Genomic DNA, 18,428 nt, shown 5'->3' on the forward strand with positions numbered 1-18,428 from the left:
GGGGAGTACCGCATGATCCCCGGAGAGATCGCCTTCGGCGACGGCCCGGTGGCCCTCAACGAGGGCTGCCCCGTCACCCGCCTCACCGTGCTCAACGCCGCCGACCGCCCGGTCCAGGTCGGCTCCCACTACCACTTCGCCGAAGCCAACCCCGGCCTCGACTTCGACCGCCCGGCCGCCCACGGGCTCCGGCTCAACATCGCCGCCGGCACGGCCGTACGCTTCGAGCCCGGCATCCCGGTCGCGGTGGAACTCGTACCGCTGGGCGGGCTGCGGACCGTACCGGGTCTGCGCGGCGAGACCGGGGGGCCGCTCGATGGCTGAGCTGTCGCGCCAGGTGTACGCCGACCTCTTCGGGCCGACGGCCGGCGACCGGATCCGCCTCGCCGACACCGACCTCTTCGTCGAGATCGAGCGGGATCTCGCCGGCGGCCCCGGCCGGGCCGGCGACGAAGCCGTCTTCGGCGGGGGCAAGGTGATCCGCGAGTCCATGGGCCAGGCCCGCACCACCCGCGCCGAGGGGGCCCCCGACACCGTGATCACCGGGGCGGTCGTCCTCGACCACTGGGGCATCGTCAAGGCGGACATCGGCATCCGCGACGGGCGGATCTGCGGCATCGGCAAGGCCGGCAACCCCGACACCATGGACGGGGTGGACCCCGCCCTGGTCATCGGCCCCGAGACCGAGATCATCGCGGGCAACGGGAAGATCCTCACCGCCGGTGCCATCGACGCCCACGTGCACTTCATCTCCCCGACCCTCGTCGACGAGGCCCTCGCCTCCGGCATCACCACCCTCGTCGGCGGCGGCACCGGGCCCGCCGAAGGCACCAAGGCGACCACCATCACCCCCGGGCCCTGGCACCTGGCCCGGATGTTCGCGGCGCTGGAGGCCTACCCCGTCAACATCGGCCTCCTCGGCAAGGGCAACACCACGTCCAGCGAGGCCATGCACTCCCAGCTGCGCGGCGGTGCCCTCGGCTTCAAGATCCACGAGGACTGGGGCGCCACCCCCGCCGTCATCGACGCCTGCCTGCGCGTCTGCGAGGAGACCGGCGCCCAGCTCGCCATCCACACCGACACGCTCAACGAGGCCGGTTTCGTCGCCGACACTCTCGCGGCCATCGCCGGACGGACCATCCACGCCTACCACACCGAGGGCGCGGGCGGCGGGCACGCACCCGACATCATCACCGTCGTCTCCGAGCCCAACGTCCTGCCGAGCTCCACCAATCCCACCCGGCCGCACACCGTCAACACCGTCGAGGAACACCTCGACATGCTGATGGTCTGCCACCACCTGAACCCCGCCGTCCCCGAAGACCTCGCCTTCGCCGAGTCCCGCATCCGGCCCTCGACCATCGCGGCCGAGGACATCCTGCACGACCTCGGAGCCATCTCGATCATCTCCTCCGACTCCCAGGCGATGGGCCGGATCGGCGAGGTCGTGCTGCGCACCTGGCAGACCGCCCACGTGATGAAGAAGCGACGCGGCTTCCTGCCCGGTGACGGGCCGGCCGACAACCACCGCGCCCGCCGCTACGTGGCCAAGTACACGATCAACCCCGCGGTGGCCCAGGGCCTCGCCCCGGAGATCGGCTCCGTCGAGACCGGCAAACTCGCCGACCTGGTGCTGTGGAACCCCGCCTTCTTCGGGGTGAAACCCCAACTGGTGATCAAGGGCGGGCAGATCGCCTACGCCCAGATGGGCGATGCCAACGCCTCCATCCCCACCCCGCAGCCCGTCCTGCCCCGACCGATGTTCGGCAGTCAGGGACGCGCGCCCGGCCTCAACTCGATCAACTTCACCGCGCAGGCCGCACTCGACGACGGACTGCCCGAACGGCTGGGGCTCGCCAAGCGGTTCGTGGCCATCGAGAGCACCCGCAAGGTGAGCAAGACGGACATGCGGGGCAACGATGCCATGCCGACGGTGGAGGTCGACGCCGACACCTTCACCGTCACCATCGACGGGGAGACCGTGGAGCCCGCCCCCGCGGCCGAACTGCCCATGGCTCAGAGATACTTCCTCTTCTGATGAGGACCCCGCTGATGGACACACGCCGATGAGCCGCGCCGCCCTGCTCATCCTCGCCGACGGCCGCTTCCCCGCCGGGGGGCACGCCCACTCCGGTGGGGCCGAGGCCGCCTGCAAGGCGGGCCGGATCCACGACGCCGCCACCCTGGAGGAGTTCTGCCGGGGCCGCCTGCACACCACCGGACTCGTCTGCGCCGCACTCGCCGCGGCCGCCGCCCTCGGCATCGACCCGGCCGAACTCGACGCCGCCGCCGACGCCCGCACCCCGTCGCCCGCGCTGCGCACCGCCGCCCGGCGGCTTGGCCGGCAGCTGCTGCGGGCCGCCCGGGCCACCTGGCCCGCCGCCGAACTGGAGGCAGTGGCCGCCGCGTTCCCGCGCGGAGCCCATCAGCCGGTGGTGCTCGGCCTCACCGCCCGGGCGGCCGGGCTGGGGCCGCGCGATGCCGCGCACGTGGCGGCGTACGAGAGCGTCGGCGGGCCCGCGACGGCGACGGTGCGGCTGCTGGGCCTGGACCCCTTCGAGGCGAGCGGGGTCCTGGCCCGCCTCGCCCCCGAACTCGACGCCGTCGCCGCTCAGGCGGAGCTGGCCGCGCTGCGGGCCCGCTCACAGGGCGTGGACGCCCTGCCCGCCGCCTCCTCGCCCCTGCTGGAGATCGCGGCGCAGGTCCATGCCGACTGGCCGGTACGCCTCTTCGCCTCCTGACCGCACCTTCCAAGGAGCTCCCATGCACCTCGACCACGCCGTGACCTATCCCCAGCGGCACACCCACAGCGCCGAGCCCCTACGGGCCGACGGCACCCGCCGCGCGCTGCGCATCGGACTCGGCGGGCCCGTCGGCTCCGGCAAGACGGCCACCGTCGCCGCCCTGTGCCGCGCCCTGCGCGCCGAGCTGTCCATGGCCGTCGTCACCAACGACATCTACACGCGGGAGGACGCGGAGTTCCTGCTCCGCGAGGCCGTCCTGCCGCCCGAGCGGATCACCGCCGTCGAGACCGGTGCCTGCCCGCACACCGCCATCCGCGACGACATCTCCGCCAACCTGGAGGCCGTCGAGGAACTCGAGGAAGCCCACCTGCGGATCGCCCCCCTCGATCTCATCCTCGTCGAGTCCGGCGGGGACAACCTCACCGCCACCTTCTCCCGGGGCCTGGCCGACGCCCAGATCTTCGTCATCGACGTGGCAGGCGGGGACGACATCCCGCGCAAGGGCGGCCCGGGCGTCACCACCTCGGACCTCCTCGTCGTGAACAAGACCGACCTCGCCCCCCACGTCGGTTCTGACCTGGGCCGGATGGCGCGCGACGCCGCCGCGCAACGCGGTGAACTGCCCGTCGTCTTCCAGTCGTTGCGCGGACCGGACGGGGTCGCTCCGGTGGCCGCGTGGGTGCGGGAGCGGATCGCCGCCTGGGTCGTACGGTGACCACCGCGGCGCCCGTCACCCCGCCGCCCGTCACCCCGCCCCCGGCCGGCGTGCGGGCCACCGCCCGGATCCACGCCGTCGCCGACGGGCGCGGCGGGACCGCCCTGCCCCTGCTGGCCGGGGAGGGGCCGCTCGCGCTGCGCCGCACCCGGGGCTCCGGGGGCACGGCCGGAATCATGCTGGTCGGCGCGATGAGCGCCCCGCTGGGCGGGGACCACCTCACCGTCGAGGCCACAGCGGGCGCCGGGGCGCACCTCACCCTCGCCTCGGCGGCGGCCACGCTGGCGCTGCCGGGCCCGGGCGGCGAACCCGCGCGGTACGACGTACGGCTGACCGTGGAAGACGGGGCGTCGGTGCGGTGGACGCCGGAGCCGCTGGTCTCCGTACGAGGCAGTGACCTGCGGGTGCGCACGCGGGTCCGGCTCGCGCTCACCGCACGGTTGCTGCTGCGCGAGGAACAGGTGCTGGGCCGCACCGGGGAGGCTCCGGGCCTGCTGCGCAGCCGGCTCGGCGTCACCCGCGGCGGCCGTCCGCTGCTGGACCAGGAGCTCACCTGCGGACCCGGGGCTCCCGGCGGCTGGGACGGCCCGGCCGGTCTCGCGGGCCACCGGGCCGTCGGCCAACTCCTGGTGGTCGACCCGGCGTTCGCCGAGGCGCCGCCCGCCGCCGGGGTACTGGGGGAGTTCGCCGCGGTGACCCCGCTGGCCGGTCCGGCCGTGCTCGTGACGGCCCTGGCCCCGGACGCCCTGCGCTTGCGGGAACTCCTCGACGCCGCCTGCCGCACCTACGGTTGGCCCACGCGCGTGGACGCCTGCCTGCTGACGGGCAAGGTCGACGCCGAGGACGTGACCCGCGCCCCGCACGCCACCCCGGTCGCCCCGGCCCCGGGCGCCGCCGAGGCCCTGCCGTCGCGTGAGGGGCTCCCGGCCGTTCGCTAGGCCGATCCGCTGGAAGCTGCCGCAGGCCACAGGCCACGGGGAAGAAGGCTCAGCGCGTCTTGCGCCGGGCCTTCTTCCGCTCTTCCTCCGCCTCGGCCTTGACGTCGGTCGCGTACCGGTCGACGTACTCCTGGCCGGACAGCTCCAGGATGGCGTACATGATCTCGTCGGTGACCGCCCGCAGGACCGCCCGCTCGCCCTCCAGCCCGGCGTACCGGGAGAAGTCCATCGGAGGGCCGAAGCGGATCGTCACCCGCCGGATGTTCGGGATCCGCTGCCCGGGCGGCTGGATCTCGAAGGTGCCGACCATCGCGCACGGCACGACGGGCACCCCGGCGCGCAGCGCCATCGCGGCCACGCCCACCTTGCCCTTGTACAGGCGTCCGTCGTGCGAGCGCGTGCCCTCCGGGTAGATGCCCAGCAGCTCGTTCTTGGCCAGCACGCCCAGCCCCTCGCGCAGGGCCGCCTGCCCGGCGTCCTTGCCGGAGCGGTCCACGGGGATCTGCCCGGCGCTGCGGAAGAACGCGGCGGTGAGCCGCCCCTTGATCCCCGGGCCGGTGAAGTACTCGGCCTTCGCGAGGAAGGTGATCCGCCGCTTGAGGATCGCGGGCATGAGGAAGTGGTCGGAGAACGACAGATGATTGCCCGCGATGATCGCGGCGCCCTCCGTCGGGATGTTCTCCAGCCCCTCGATCCGGGGCCGGAAGACCAGCCGCAGCAGCGGACCGAGCAGCACGTGCTTGAGCAAGTGGTAGAACACCAGGCCGCTCCCGTCGATGTCCTGTCGTCGCAGTCGCGTACTCGGTGGTCAGACGTTGCGCGAAGCGGCCATACCGGCGGTCAGCAGTCCCAGCACGACCCAGCCGAACCACAGCCAGCCGTTGCTGCCGAGCGCCACGGAGTACGTGGCGACGGCCACCAGGGCGGCGAAGGTCATCACTGCCATCGCCTTAACGGATCCGGTCATGCCCCATGGTTGCGCGCGAAGGCCGTGCTCCGCTACTGGCCACGCGCTTGGAGTGAGGCGAGATAGGAGTTGTACGCCTCCAGCTCCTGGTCGCCGTCACGGTCCGCGGCCCGGTCCGAGCGCTTCGCCTCCCGCTGCTCGGAGTGGTACCACTGGTAGACGAGCGCGATCAGCACCAGTACGGAGGGGATCTCGCTGAAGGCCCAGGCGATGCCGCCGCCCCACTGCTGGTCGAGCAGGGCGTCGATGCCGAGGGAGGCCGGCGGGTTCGCGTACGTCTTGATCATCGGCTCGCTCGCCATCATCAGGGCGATACCGAAGAAGGCGTGGAAGGGCATGCCGGCGAAGAGCTCCAGCATCCGCATCACATAGCCGGGCCGGTGCGGGCCGGGGTCCACGCCCATGATCGGCCAGAAGAAGACGAGGCCGACGGCGAGGAAGTGCAGCATCATCGCGATGTGCCCGGTCCGGCTCTCCATCAGGAAGTCGAAGACCGGGGTGAAGTAGAGGCCGTAGAGGCTGGCGATGAACATCGGGATCGTGAAGGCCGGGTGCGTGATCACCTTCATGTAGCGGCTGTGGAGCAGCATCAGCAGCAGCTCGCGCGGTCCCTTGTGCCCGCGTGCGGCGGGCGGCAGCGCGCGCAGCGCCAGGGTCATGGGCGCGCCCAGCAGCAGCAGGATCGGGGTGATCATGCTGATCACCATGTGCTGGACCATGTGCACGCTGAACATGACCATGCCGTAGTCGTTCAGCTTGGTGCACATCACCAGGATCACGGTCAGCACACCGACGGTGAACGCGACGGTCCGGCCGACCGGCCAGGAGTCCCCGCGCCGGCGCAGCCGCAGCACGCCCCACCCGTACAGGGCGAGCATCACCAGCGAGCCGGTCAGGAAGAAGGAGTCGAAGGAGAACTCCAGCCCGCGTCCGAGAGTGAAGGGCGGCAGGTCCATGTCCATGCCGTGCCCGTTGTGATCCATCTGTTCACTCCCTTGACCGTGGTGCCCCACCACAGTAATGGGGCCCCCGGGCGCTCATGCGCCCGGGGGCCGCCCGCGGGGGAGTCAGAGAACGGTCTGCGCCTCGGCGTACCGCTCCGCCGGGACCGTCTTGAGCGTCTGCACCGCCTCGGCGAGCGGAACCATCACGATGTCCGTACCGCGCAGGGCGGTCAGCATGCCGAACTCTCCCCGGTGCGCGGCCTCCACCGCGTGCCAGCCGAAACGGGTGGCGAGGACACGGTCGTACGCGGTGGGCGTGCCGCCGCGCTGGACGTGGCCCAGGATCACCGGCCGGGCCTCCTTGCCCAGGCGGTTCTCCAGCTCCACGGCGAGCAGGTTGCCGATGCCGGCGAACCGCTCGTGCCCGTACATGTCCGTGCCGCCCTCCTCGAATCTCATCGAGCCGGGGCGAGGCTTGGCACCTTCGGCGACCACGACGATCGCGAACCGCTTGCCCGCGGAGAAGCGCTCGCCGACGATCGCCGTCAGCTCGTTGATGTCGAAGGGGCGCTCCGGCACGACGATCGCGTGCGCGCCGGCGGCCATGCCCGAGTGCAGGGCGATCCACCCGGTGTGGCGGCCCATGACCTCCACGACCATCACGCGCTGGTGCGACTCGGCGGTGGTCTTCAGCCGGTCCAGCGCCTCCGTGGCGACGCCGACGGCGGTGTCGAAGCCGAAGGTGACGTCGGTGGACGCGATGTCGTTGTCGATGGTCTTCGGGACACCCACGATCGGCAGGCCCGCTTGGGCGAGCAGGTTCGCGGCCTTGAGGGTGCCCTCGCCGCCGATCGGGATGACGGCGTCCAGACCGAGGTCGGCGAGATGGCCGCGGGCGCGCTCCACGCCGTCGCGCAGATGCGCGGGCTGGACGCGGGAGGAGCCGAGGATCGTGCCCCCGCGGGCGAGGATGCCGCCCACCGCGTCGAGGTCGAGCTTGCGGTAGTCGCCCTCAAGCAGGCCCTTCCACCCGTCGTGGAAGCCGATCACCTCGTCGCCGTGGTCGACGACGGCGCGGTGCACGACGGAGCGGATGACGGCGTTGAGGCCGGGGCAGTCGCCACCGGAAGTGAGCACACCTATGCGCATGGCAGGAAGAGACCTTTGCAACGTGGGCCGGCGACCGGACCACGTCGTCCGGTGGGAACTACCGTCACCCTACAAGCGGAAGACCAGTGGGCTGAACCATCCTCCACATGCTGATCGCACCCGTCGTGCGAACGCACGTCGGCCCGGCTTCCCCCAGGGGAATCCGGGCCGGACAGCAGGGGGCGCCGCGCCCTACACGGGCTGCGTGGCCGCCGCGATGCGCTCCGCGCGCAGCGCCTCGTACCACTGGTCGTCGAGCGGCGGCAGCGCGTTCACATCGAGGGCCAGCTTCAGCAGCAGGTCCGCGATCAGCGGGTTGCGGGCCATCACGGGACCGTGCATGTAGGTGCCGAACACCGTGTCGTTGTACGCGCCTTCGGTGCCGTCGCCGGTGCCGTTGCCGCGGCCCAGGCGGGTGCGGGCGAACGGCTTCGCCGTCGGGCCGAGGTGCGTGACGCCCTGGTGGTTCTCGAAGCCCGTCAGCTGCGGCAGGCCCAGGCGGGGGTCGATGTCGGCGAGGACGTCGCCGACGCACCGCTCGCCCTCACCGCGCACGGTGACGACGTCCAGCAGGCCGAGGCCCTGCTGGCGCTCGCCCATGTCGTTGACGAATTCGTTGCCGAGGATCTGGTAGCCGGCGCAGACGGAGAAGACGATCGCCCCGTTCGAGACGGCGCGCTCCAGACCGCCGTCGCGCAGCAGGCGGTCGGCGGCCAGACGCTGGGGCCGGTCCTCACCGCCGCCGATCAGGTAGATGTCGCCCGAAGTGGGGATCGGCTGGTCGCTGCGCACGTCCACGCGCTGCACGTCCAGGCCGCGCTGGCGCGCCCGGCGCTCCACCACCAAGGCGTTGCCCTGGTCTCCGTACGTGCTCAGCAGGTCGGGGTAGACCCACACCAGACGCAGGCTGTTGTCGCTCATGCTCTTGTCCTCTGCGGTTTCTGACGGGGCTAGTTGCCGACGCGGCGGCGCACGTCCTGGAAGGCGGTGTAGTTGGCGATCAGCTCGATCTGTCCGGGCGGCGCCAGCTGCACGGCTTCGTCGAGGGTCTCGCACACCCGGAAGTCCAGGCCGGCGACCTCGAGGCGGACCGCCAGGTCCAGCTTGCGGTCACCGATCACGAAGATCGGGTGACCGGCCAGGCGCGGGTAGTCCACGTCCCACAGCCAGGAGGTGTCGGTGCCGTCCGCGCCGCGTGCGTTCACCGAAAGGATCACCGGGGTCGGCGGAGGGTCGATCAGCGAAAACGTTTCGAGCCAGCCCGCCGGGTTCTTCGCGAGCAGCAGCCGCAGCTCGCGGCCCTGGAAGTTCACCACGTCGTAGCGGCCGGCGACGGCCTGCACCTGGTACATCCGCTCCAGCGCGACCTGCGGCGGGACGCCGAAGACCGCGGCGACGGCGGCAGAGGTGGCGGCGTTGGCCTTGTTGGCGCGGCCGGGCAGCTGGAGGTGGATCGGCCAGGCCGAACCGTGCGGGTCCAGCACGTGGTCGCCGGAGAGCACCCAGCTCGGCGTGGGGCGGCGGAAGCCGCACTCGCCGCAGAACCAGTCGTCGCCCGGGCGCTGCATGACACCGCCGCAGGAGGGGCACGACCAGGCGTCGTCCTTCCACTCCTGGCCGGCCGCGACCCACACCACGTTCTGCGAGGAGGAGGCCGACCACACGATCAGGGGGTCGTCGCAGTTCGCGACGATGACCGCCTTGGAGCCCGAGAGGCCCTCGCGCCACTTCTCCGCGAGCATGCGGGTCTCGGCGGCGCGGTCCAGCTGGTCGCGGGAGAGGTTCAACAGGGCGATCACCTTGGGGGTGACGTCCCGGGCCACTCCGGCCAGGTACTTCTCGTCGACCTCGATGACGCCGTACTTGGAGTCCGAGCCGCCCGCCAGCGCCGAGGTGATGCCGGCCGGCATGTTCGCGCCGAGGGCGTTGGAGACGACCGGACCGCTGGCCCGCAGGGCCTCGGCGATCAGCCGGGTCGTCGTGGTCTTGCCGTTCGTCGCGGAGACGAGGACGACGTCGAGATGCTGCGCCAGCGCTCCGAGAAGATCGGGGTCGAGCCTGAGTGCGACCTTGCCACCGATCACCGATCCGCTTCCGCGTCCCGCGGCCCGCGACACCGCCGCTGCGGCCTTGCCCGCCGTCACGGCCAGCTTGGCCCGCGGCGAAAGCGGCTCTGTGTTGCCTGCCATCGTCCCTTGTCCTCCTTGCGTCGGTCGGCCCCAGCCTATCCAGTACCGGCCGTAGCCTTGACCGCGGCGCCCCCGCTCCACCGCGGATCTGCTCACATAATGGCCCGTCGTACGCTTACCGCCATGCGACAGCGCCCCATCCCCGGTACCACCGGCCTCGTCCGCACCATGAGCCTGCTGGGCGATCCGGTGCTCCACTCGGCGTGCACCGAGGTGACCGCATTCGGTCCGGCCCTCGACCAGCTCATCGAGGACATGTTCGCGACGATGTACGCCGCCGAGGGCGTCGGCCTCGCCGCGAACCAGATCGGCGTCGGGCAGCGGGTCTTCGTCTACGACTGCCCCGACGACGAGGACGTCCGCCATGTCGGTCACATCGTCAACCCGCGCCTGGTGACGGCCGACGGGGACGAGTTCCGCGGTCCCGAAGGCTGTCTCTCGCTGCCCGGGCTGGAGGCCGGCACCACCCGCTTCGACCACGCCGTCGTCGAAGGCGTCACCTCCGACGGCGCCCCCGTACGCATCGTCGGCACCGGCTTCTTCGCGCGCTGCCTCCAGCACGAGTGCGACCACCTGGAGGGCGCCGTCTACGCGGACCGGGTCACCGGGCTGCGGGCCCGACGGCTGCGGCGCGCGATCCGCAAGGCGCCCTGGAGCGCCGGGGCGCTGCGCGGCTGAGCCGATCCGCTCGGCGCGGGCCGACCGGCGTGCGCAGCCCGGCTGCGCCGGGACCCGGGGCTCGGCCCCGGACCCAGCGCCTCACACGCCGGAGGGCCGGAAGCCCGCGGACGGTGCTTGAAAAGCCGTCAGAAGCCGGGCCCGTCCGCCCGGTTGCCCGCCGTGCCCAGGCGGCCCCACAGCAGGTCGGTGAGGCCGGTGACCAACTCCGCGCGCTCGCACGGGCGCTCGCCCAGCCACCAGTCTCCGGCCGCGTGCATCATGCCGACGATGCCGTGCCCCCACACGCGGGCGAGGCGCTCGCCCCCGGGGCCGAGGTCCACTCGCTCCCCGATCACCTGGGCCAGCTCCTCGCCGAGCCGGCGCAGCAGCGGAGCCGAGTGCAGCCCGACGTCGAAACCGCGCTCGGCGCTGTGCGGGTCCTCGGCCGGGTGCATCAGGAAGCGGTAGACCTGCGGGCGCGCCTCGATGGCGGCGAGGTAGGTGTCGAGGGTGGCCTCCACCCGGCGCCGCCGCTCGGCCGGGGCGTCGAGCGCTGCCCGCAGCGAGTCGAGCAGGGCGTCGGTGTGCCGGACGGCGAGCGCCTGGTAGAGGCCCGCCTTGTCGCCGAAGTGCCGGTAAAGGATGGGCTTGGTGATGCCGGCCTCCGCCGCGATGGCGTTCATGGAGGCTTGGGGGCCGTCCCTGAGCACGACCCGGTCGGCGGCTTCGAGCAGTTCCCGTCGCCGGCGCTCGGCCGCTCCCGGCTCGCCGGCCTGCTTCGTGGTCTCCATGACGTGTTTCTCTCCCCGCCCTTGCGATGTGCGTGACGCCCACGCAACGTAACACCCCGCACACCCTGGCGATCGAATCGGCGGCCGGCTCCGGACCCTGCTTGACAGCATTTACTCGCCGGTAACAGACTGTGGCCTTCGTGTAGGTTACCGCTAGTAACCTGCACATGGACGAGCGCGGACAGGTGGAGGGGACATGGCGGAGTTCACCATGGAGCTGAACGACGACCAGAAGCAGGTGCGGGACTGGATCCACGGCTTCGCAGCCGATGTGATCCGCCCCGCGGCCGCGGAATGGGACGAGCGCGAAGAGACTCCGTGGCCCGTCATCCAGGAAGCCGCGAAGGTGGGCATCTACTCGCTGGACTTCTACGCCCAGCAGTTCTTCGACCCCACCGGCCTCGGCGTGCCGATGGCCATGGAGGAGCTCTTCTGGGGTGACGCGGGCATCGCCCTGTCGATCGTCGGCACCGGGCTCGCGGCCATCGGCGTCCTCGCCAACGGCACCGAGGAGCAGATAGGCACCTGGATCCCGCAGATGTACGGCGACCAGAACGACGTCAAGGTCGGCGCCTTCTGCTCCTCCGAGCCGGACGCCGGGTCCGACGTGGGCGCCATGCGCACCCGCGCCGTCTACGACCGGGCCAAGGACGAGTGGGTGCTCAACGGCACCAAGACCTGGGCGACCAACGGCGGCATCGCCAACGTCCACATCGTCGTCGCCGTCGTCGACCCGGATCTCGGCACCAAGGGGCACGCCTCCTTCATCGTCCCGCCGAACACGCCGGGCCTCTCCCAGGGCCAGAAGTTCAAGAAGCACGGCATCCGCGCCTCCCACACCGCCGAAGTGGTACTGGAAGACGTACGGGTCCCCGGCTCCTGCCTGCTCGGCGGCAAGGAGAAGCTGGACGAGCGGCTCGCGCGGGCGCACGAGCGGGCCCGCAGCGGCGGTGGTGAGCGGGTGAAGAACGCCGCCATGGCCACCTTCGAGGCCTCCCGGCCGGCGGTCGGCGCCATGGCCGTCGGCACCGCGCGCGCGGCGTACGAGGTCGCCCTCGACTACGCCAAGACGCGCACGCAGTTCGGCCGTCCGATCATCGACAACCAGGGCGTGGCCTTCCAGCTCGCCGACATGCGGACCCAGATCGACGCGGCCCGGCTGCTGGTGTGGCGGGCCTCCTGGATGGCGGTCGCGGGCCGGCCCTTCACCTCGGCGGAGGGCTCGATGTCGAAGCTCTACGCGAGCGAGGTCGCCAAGAAGGTCACCGCCCAGGCGCTCCAGATCCTCGGCGGGAACGGTTTCACCCGCGAGTACCCGGTGGAGCGCATGCACCGGGACAGCGCGATCTACACCATCTTCGAGGGGACGAGCGAGATCCAGCGCCTGGTGATCGCCCGCACGATCTCGGGGATGCCGATCCGCTGACGCGCGGGCCGGGCGCGGCGGTCCCGAGCCGCCGCGGCCCGGGACCGCCGCGCGCCCCCTCTCAGCGCGGCGTTGTTTCGAGCAGCCGCACGACCGCGCGGGTGAAGAGGAGCCGTCCCGCCGCCGCGACCAAGGGGTTGAAGGGCCGTGGGAGCCCGCGCAGGCGCAGATCCTCGTGCCACTGGACCTCCGCCCCGCCCGCCGTGATCGGGCGGATCTCGATCTCCGCCCAGCCCGTCACCGCCCGGCCGCGCTTCTCCAGCCGCACCAGCCCCGGCCGGCCGTCCGCCGGAGGCCGCCAGACGACGACTTCCATCCGGTCGTCGAAGGTGATCCCGGCCACACCCGTGCGCGCCGTGAAGACCGTGCCGACGTGCGTGGGCGGCGCCGTTTCGATGATCGTCCGCGTGAGGGGCACCTGCGCGCCCTGGCGTTCCCAGTCCGTCAGCCGCCGCCACGCTTCGGCCGGAGGGAGGAGCGTACGGTGAATGATCCGGAAGACGGGCATGAGCGCATGGTAATCGGGCATACACACCCTGAACTGGACCACGAATATGGGTTCCGTCCAGGGGTGGCGATCAGCAATACTCACCGCCACGTGGATCGCGGATTCGACCGGGTGACCACCGGCCCTCCCGCCCCACTTTGCGAGGAGGTGCGCCATGTGCTCCCACCAGCCCCCCTGCCCTACGGCCGACAGTGCTGACCACGATGCCGCCCACACCGTGGCCTTCCATCCCGAACAGGGATGGAGCCTGCTCTGCAACGGCGCCGTGGTCTTCGACGACACCGGTGAACTGCTCCCCGACGGCCGTGCGGTGCAACCCCGCAGACCGGCCCTGGTCTGAGCTGAGGAGGCAGCATGCGCCAGCAGCTGATCCGCAAGCCCGTCCCCAAGCCCGCCCCCCGAGACCTGGACCTGCGCACACCGTCCGGCAGGCCCCTCCCGTACTGACGGGAGGGAGCCGGGCCGTGTCCCGTCCACCGGCTGCCCGTCCACCGGCTGCCCGTCCACCGGCTAACCGTCAACCGGTGGACGCGCTCGCGCCGCCCAGGAACGCCGCCTCGTAGGCCGCGTCGCCGATCGCCGCCCGGGCCTGCCGTTCGCCCTCCTCCCGCAGGGCCGTCAGCGAGGGCGCCCCGCCCATCTGCGGCCGCCCCACCGTGCGCCACCAGGCGTGCCCGGTCCCCAGCAGGCGCGCCGCCAGCTCTCCGTCTCCCAGCGCCGCCACCGACGCCGCGAGCAGGTCGAGACCCAGTGCGATGCCGAGGCGGTCGCCCAGCAGCCGCTTGCCGGACAGCATGGCCCGCACGTGCCGGGCGGCCTCACCGTGGTGGCCCAACCCCATGGCGGACACTGCCAGGACGTAATCCGCGTACGCCCGCAGCCAGCGGTCGCCCAGCTCCGTGCAGGCCTCCCGCAGGGCCCGGGCCTCCTCGGTCGCCTCCTCGTAGCGCTGGACGGCGCACAGGGCGTAGCTGGTGGCCAGGCGGCACAACAGCCAGCCCGGGCCGCTGGTCCGGCCCCCGTGGCCCGCCCGCGCCCGCGGACCGGCCAGCGCGAGGGCCCGTACGGGGTCTCCGGGCATGAGGACCGACACCGCGTGCAGATAGGCCGCGCGCAGCTCCCGCTCGGGATCGGCGAGCCGGGCCGCCTCCCGGGTGCACTCCTCGCCCAGTTCGCGGGCGCGGTCCATGTCGCCCTGGAGCAGCGCGGTCAGCCCCAGCGCCCACAGGGCCTGGGTGTACGCGGCCCCCGTGCGCGGAGCCGCTCGCAGGGCCCGTTCCAGGAAGCCGCGGCCCTCGTGCACGTGCCCGCACGCGAACCAGAAGAACCACAGCGCCCCGGCCATCTCCAGCGCCGCCGCCTGATCGGATACCAGCAGGTGCTCCAGGGCCGTACGCAGCTGCGCGTGCTCGGCCGTGGTCCTGCGGTACCACTCCACCTGGCCCGGGCCCAGCCACTCCCGGTCGGCGGTCTCGCAGAGCGCCGCGTACCAGTGGGCGTGCCGGGCGGCGACGGTCCCCACCTCGCCGAGCTCGGTCAGCCAGTCGTGCCCGTACTCGCGGATCGTGTCCAGCATCCGGTAGCGGGCCCCGGCGCCGCGCTCCTCGGTGCGCCGGACCACCGACTTGGCGACCAGGCCCGCCAGGACCCGCTCCACCCGGGAGGCGGGCAGCGGCCCGCCCGCGCACACGGCACGGGCCGCGCCGACGTCGAAGTCCCCGGTGAAGACCGACAGCCGCGCCCACAGCAGCCGCTCCACCGGCTCGCACAGCTCGTGGCTCCAGCCGATCGTGGTGCGCATCGTCCGGTGCCGGGGCGGCAGCGCGGTCCCGGCGTCCGACAGCACGTCGAAGCGCGCGCCGAGCCGCTCGGCCATCTGCTCCAGCGTCCACAGCCGCAGCCGGGCGCCGGCGAGTTCCAGGGCGAGGGGGATCCCGTCCAGGCGCCGGCACACCTCGGCCGCGACGGCGGCCCGTTCGGGGTCTTCGAACGCCGCCGCCAGCTCAGGGGTCGCGAGGAGGGCGCGGGCGCGGAAGAGGCTGAGGGCGTCGCTGTCGGGCCCCTCGCAGGGCAGTGGGCGGACCTCGACGACCGTCTCCCGGGGAGAGCCGAGCGGCTCCCGGGAGGTGACGAGCACCGTCAACCCGGGCGCGGACTGGAGGAGTTCGCCCACCAGATGCCGGCAGTCGGCGACCAGGTGCTCGCAGGTGTCGAGGACGAGGAGGAGGTTCTTGTCGGCCATCCAGGCGCACAGTTCCTCGTCGAGGGGGCGCGGGGAGTGGTCGGCGAGGCCGACGGCATGGGCGACGGTCGCGGTGAGGAGGCCGGAGTCGCGCAGCGGTGACAACTCCACCCACCAGACGCCGTCGGGCCGCGCCTGGCGGGCGTCGGCGACGGCCCGCAGGGCGAGCCGGGACTTGCCGACGCCGCCCACTCCGGTGAGGGTGATCAGCCGTCGCTCGCGCAACAGGGCGCCGAGTAAGTCGAGTTCGCGCTCACGGCCGACGAAGCTCGCCGATTTCGGCGGCAGGTTTCCCAGCACGGCGCCGGAGTCCGGCTCGGGATGGACACCCGCGGAACCTGCCTGATGGTTGTTGAACGCGTACTCACCGGACACGGATGTATTGTGCGTGATCTTCTTTCGCGAGGCAGCCGTTCTGGCCGGATCGCTGTCACGTCTCACGACGTGAGAGTGATCCGCCGCTCCGCCGAGAAGGCGCCCCAGTTGCCGTCCGGCAGCCGCGCCCGCAGTTTCACGGCCCACACGGTACCGGCCGGTTCGGCCACGGTGAGCCGGTGCTCCGCGCGGCCGACGGGCACCGCGCCCGCACCGAACTGGATGACGGTCGTGGGCCGGCCGTTGACGTACAGCTCGTACTCGGTGGTCTCGCGGCCGGTGTCCGGGGCGGTCCAGGTCAGGGTGAGTGCGCCCGGGGAGGGGGCGGCCGCGAAATCGGCCGGGGCGGTGCCCGGCCCCCGGCCGGAGGCGGGCGGGGTCGTCACGTCCACCGCCGGGCCGTCGGGGGAGGAGTTGTCCGCCCCGTCGCGGGCTCGCACGGTGAAGGTGTAGACGGTGTCCGGCTGGAGGCCGACGAGCGTAGTGCCGCTCTCGCCGGGGCCGGTGGTGTGGATCCGGACACCGCCCTGGTAGACGTCGTACGCGGTCACGCCCGTGTCGTCCGTCGCCGCGGTCCAGGACACCCAGGCCGCCCGGGGTCCGGTGGCCCGGCCGGTGGTGGTGGCCGGGGCGGTGGGCGCCCGGTGGTCCTCGGTCCCGGCCGCCGGGGTGGTCACCCGGGCGACGGGGCCGGGCGCGGAGAGGTTGCCGGCGGCGTCCTTGGCCCGGACGGTGAAGGCGTAGCCGGTCTGCGGGGTGAGCCCGGCGACGTCCGTCATCGTCTTCTCGGCCGGGAGTTCCCGTACCAGGAGGCCGGCCTGGAAGACCTGGTATCCCGTCACCCCGTCCCGGTCCGCCGCCGCGTCCCACATGACGTGCACGGTGGTGGCGCTGCCGGCCTGAGCGGTGAGCCCGGCGGGAGCGGGCGGGGGGTCGGTGTCGGCCCCGGCACACGCCGCCAGTCCGGTGAGGGCCAGGCAGAGGGCCAGTGTGGGGGCGGCGGCGCGTCGCACGGGTGTCCTCCTCCGACCCTCCTAAAGGTCTAGACATTTATGCACGGGGGGTCGGGGCCGGGCAAGACCCGTGCGGCCCGGTTCGGCTTCTTCCCATCACGTCTGGCATTATTGCGAGCTCTTTGCAATAACGGATGATCGTGAACAGGGATGTGCAGAGCATGACGGCCCGGACAGTAAGGGGAGCGGCCAGGGCAACCCTCGCCGCCGCACTCATCACCGGCGTGGCGGCCTGCTCGAACCCCGGAGGAGGCGCCGGGGCAGGGCCCGCGGGCGCGGATTCCGCCGTGGTCGGCATCGCGACCGAGCCGGAGAGCCTCAGCCCGCTCCTGGGCTACGGCAAGGACGGCAACTCCAAGATCTTCGACGGACTGCTCACCCACGGCGCGGACATGAAGCTGAAGCCCGCGCTCGCCGAGGCCCTCCCGGAGGTCTCCGCGGACGGGCTCACGTACACGTACAAGCTGCGCCAGGGCGTGAAGTTCAGCGACGGAGCGGCCTTCTCCGCCAAGGACGTCGTCTTCACCTACCGCACGATCCTCGACCCGAAGACGAACAACGCGTCGAAGACCGAGCTGGACGCGATCGCGGGCGTCGAGGCGCGGGGCGACGACGCGGTCGTGTTCACGCTGAAGTACCCCTACGCGCCGTTCGCCGAACGCACCGTGCTGCCCATCGCCCCCGAACACATCGCGGGCAGGCAGGACGTCAACAGCGGGGACTTCACCACCAAGCCCGTCGGCACCGGCCCCTACGTGCTCACGGGCTGGTCCAAGGGCGAGAAGCTCGGCTTCAAGGCCAATCCCGGCTACTGGGGCGGCGAGCCGGCGGTCAAGAAGTTCACCATGGCCGTCATCAAGGACGACGACATACGCGCCACCCGGCTGCGCTCCGGCGAGCTGGACGCGGCGATCCTGCCGCCGAACCTCGCCAAGGGCTTCGCGAAGGACCGGGCGCGCACGACCTACGCGGCCAAGTCCTTCGACTACCGCACGGTGACGCTGCCGACCCACCACAAGGTCACCGGTGACGTGGCCGTCCGGCAGGCCCTGGACATCGCCGTCGACCGCAAGGCGATGGTCGACAAGCTCCTGGAGGGTGCGGGCAAGCCCGCCTACGGCCCGGTCCCCACCGACAGCCCGTGGTTCACGGCCGGCACCGAGCGCACCTACGACCCCGACCGGGCCGGGAAGATCCTCGACGACGCCGGCTGGAAGGCGGGCGAGGACGGCATCCGGGCCAAGGACGGGGTCCGCGCCTCCTTCCCGCTCTGGTACACCTCCGGCGACAAGATCCGCCAGGACCACGCGCTCGCCTTCGCCTCCGACGCCAAGAAGGCCGGCATCGAGGTCAAGACCGAAGCCGGCACCTGGGAGGTCATCGAGCCGCGGATGAAGACCGACGCCGTCCTCGCGGGCGGCGGCTCCCCGGCCGACCCGGACTTCGACCAGTACCAGCTGCTGACCTCCTCGCTCGCCGGTGACGGCTTCAACAACATGGCGTGGTACGACAACAAGGTGGTCGACCAGGCGCTGACCGACGCCCGCAAGAGCGGCGAGCACGCCGCGCGAAAGGCCGCGTACGACACCGTGCAGCGCGAGCTCGTGAAGAATCCGGGCTACGTCTTCCTCACCCACATCGACCACCTGTACGTCGTGAACGACAAGTGGGACGGGCCGGCCACCCAGGTCGAGCCGCACGACCACGGCCTCGGCGCCGGCCCCTGGTGGAACATCGAGAACTGGAAGCCGAAGCAGAAGTGACATC

The 18,428-nt window shown here is 72.2% G+C and carries 18 protein-coding genes and 1 pseudogene; 9 read left to right on the forward strand and 10 right to left on the reverse strand.

Annotated features, from left to right (window positions below):
• The first annotated feature begins 12 nt into the window (after positions 1–12).
• The 5 genes and pseudogenes from ABZX75_RS21715 to ABZX75_RS21735 all read left to right on the forward strand — a co-directional run.
• The gene (locus ABZX75_RS21715) at positions 13–324 is read left to right on the forward strand and encodes an urease subunit beta (RefSeq protein ID WP_355412894.1); all 312 of its coding nucleotides are present in this window, start codon (positions 13–15) and stop codon (positions 322–324) included.
• Positions 317–2,038, forward strand: a complete 1,722-nt coding sequence (locus ABZX75_RS21720) for an urease subunit alpha (RefSeq protein WP_355412896.1) — start codon at positions 317–319, stop codon at positions 2,036–2,038. The genes ABZX75_RS21715 and ABZX75_RS21720 overlap by 8 nt, the downstream gene beginning before the upstream one ends.
• 28 nt (positions 2,039–2,066) lie before the next feature.
• Positions 2,067–2,741 (forward strand): urease accessory UreF family protein, encoded by a 675-nt coding sequence (locus ABZX75_RS21725; protein ID WP_355412898.1) that lies wholly within the window; start codon positions 2,067–2,069, stop codon positions 2,739–2,741.
• 22 nt (positions 2,742–2,763) lie between these two features.
• Complete coding sequence (gene ureG / locus ABZX75_RS21730) at positions 2,764–3,459, forward strand: urease accessory protein UreG (RefSeq protein ID WP_355412900.1); 696 nt, start codon at positions 2,764–2,766, stop codon at positions 3,457–3,459.
• A pseudogene (locus ABZX75_RS21735) lies at positions 3,456–4,235 on the forward strand (urease accessory protein UreD); the annotation flags it as partial. The gene ureG and the pseudogene ABZX75_RS21735, both read left to right, overlap by 4 nt.
• 211 nt (positions 4,236–4,446) lie before the next feature.
• Here ABZX75_RS21735 and ABZX75_RS21740 read toward each other — a convergent pair.
• The 6 genes from ABZX75_RS21740 to ABZX75_RS21765 all read right to left on the reverse strand — a co-directional run bounded on the left by ABZX75_RS21740 (position 4,447) and on the right by ABZX75_RS21765 (position 9,646).
• Complete coding sequence (locus ABZX75_RS21740) at positions 4,447–5,157, reverse strand: lysophospholipid acyltransferase family protein (protein ID WP_355412902.1); 711 nt, start codon at positions 5,155–5,157, stop codon at positions 4,447–4,449.
• Positions 5,158–5,205: 48 nt separating this feature from the next.
• On the reverse strand, positions 5,206–5,364 hold the full coding sequence (locus tag ABZX75_RS21745; RefSeq protein ID WP_030711544.1) for a hypothetical protein: 159 nt from the start codon (positions 5,362–5,364) through the stop codon (positions 5,206–5,208).
• Positions 5,365–5,396: 32 nt separating this feature from the next.
• Positions 5,397–6,347, reverse strand: coding sequence for a cytochrome c oxidase assembly protein (locus tag ABZX75_RS21750; protein WP_355412904.1), 951 nt, complete (start codon positions 6,345–6,347; stop codon positions 5,397–5,399).
• A gap of 84 nt (positions 6,348–6,431) precedes the next feature.
• Entirely contained in the window at positions 6,432–7,457 is a 1,026-nt protein-coding gene (locus ABZX75_RS21755; protein ID WP_355412906.1) for a 6-phosphofructokinase, read from the reverse strand.
• Between the two features lie 192 nt (positions 7,458–7,649).
• Positions 7,650–8,378 (reverse strand): glutamine amidotransferase, encoded by a 729-nt coding sequence (locus ABZX75_RS21760; RefSeq protein ID WP_355412908.1) that lies wholly within the window; start codon positions 8,376–8,378, stop codon positions 7,650–7,652.
• 29 nt (positions 8,379–8,407) lie between these two features.
• A complete protein-coding gene (locus ABZX75_RS21765) occupies positions 8,408–9,646 on the reverse strand; it encodes a MurT ligase domain-containing protein (RefSeq protein WP_355412910.1) in 1,239 nt (412 codons plus the stop codon).
• A 123-nt stretch (positions 9,647–9,769) separates the two neighbouring features.
• On the opposite strand from ABZX75_RS21765, the gene def reads away from it, so the two are divergent.
• Entirely contained in the window at positions 9,770–10,324 is a 555-nt protein-coding gene (def, locus tag ABZX75_RS21770; protein WP_355412912.1) for a peptide deformylase, read from the forward strand.
• A gap of 128 nt (positions 10,325–10,452) precedes the next feature.
• Here def and ABZX75_RS21775 read toward each other — a convergent pair whose 3' ends face one another.
• Positions 10,453–11,097 (reverse strand): TetR family transcriptional regulator, encoded by a 645-nt coding sequence (locus ABZX75_RS21775; RefSeq protein ID WP_355412914.1) that lies wholly within the window; start codon positions 11,095–11,097, stop codon positions 10,453–10,455.
• Positions 11,098–11,293: 196 nt separating this feature from the next.
• Here ABZX75_RS21775 and ABZX75_RS21780 point away from each other — a divergent pair, with 196 nt between their 5' ends.
• Positions 11,294–12,523 carry an acyl-CoA dehydrogenase family protein gene (locus ABZX75_RS21780; protein ID WP_355412916.1) on the forward strand — a complete coding sequence of 410 codons (1,230 nt, stop codon included), beginning with the start codon at positions 11,294–11,296 and terminating at the stop codon, positions 12,521–12,523.
• A gap of 61 nt (positions 12,524–12,584) precedes the next feature.
• Here ABZX75_RS21780 and ABZX75_RS21785 read toward each other — a convergent pair whose 3' ends face one another.
• The gene (locus ABZX75_RS21785; protein ID WP_355412918.1) at positions 12,585–13,031 is read right to left on the reverse strand and encodes an SRPBCC family protein; all 447 of its coding nucleotides are present in this window, start codon (positions 13,029–13,031) and stop codon (positions 12,585–12,587) included.
• 154 nt (positions 13,032–13,185) lie between these two features.
• On the opposite strand from ABZX75_RS21785, the gene ABZX75_RS21790 reads away from it, so the two are divergent.
• A complete protein-coding gene (locus tag ABZX75_RS21790) occupies positions 13,186–13,371 on the forward strand; it encodes a DUF5999 family protein (protein WP_355412920.1) in 186 nt (61 codons plus the stop codon).
• Positions 13,372–13,548: 177 nt separating this feature from the next.
• Here ABZX75_RS21790 and ABZX75_RS21795 read toward each other — a convergent pair whose 3' ends face one another.
• Both ABZX75_RS21795 and ABZX75_RS21800 read right to left on the reverse strand, forming a co-directional pair.
• Positions 13,549–15,648: an NB-ARC domain-containing protein gene (locus ABZX75_RS21795; RefSeq protein WP_355412922.1), complete on the reverse strand. Its 2,100-nt coding sequence runs from the start codon at positions 15,646–15,648 to the stop codon at positions 13,549–13,551.
• Positions 15,649–15,710: 62 nt separating this feature from the next.
• Positions 15,711–16,661 (reverse strand): fibronectin type III domain-containing protein, encoded by a 951-nt coding sequence (locus ABZX75_RS21800; protein ID WP_355412924.1) that lies wholly within the window; start codon positions 16,659–16,661, stop codon positions 15,711–15,713.
• Between the two features lie 161 nt (positions 16,662–16,822).
• On the opposite strand from ABZX75_RS21800, the gene ABZX75_RS21805 reads away from it, so the two are divergent.
• Positions 16,823–18,424 (forward strand): ABC transporter substrate-binding protein, encoded by a 1,602-nt coding sequence (locus tag ABZX75_RS21805; protein WP_355412926.1) that lies wholly within the window; start codon positions 16,823–16,825, stop codon positions 18,422–18,424.
• Positions 18,425–18,428 lie beyond the last annotated feature (4 nt).

The organism is Streptomyces sp. NPDC003038, from assembly GCF_040611115.1.
GTDB lineage: Bacteria > Actinomycetota > Actinomycetes > Streptomycetales > Streptomycetaceae > Streptomyces.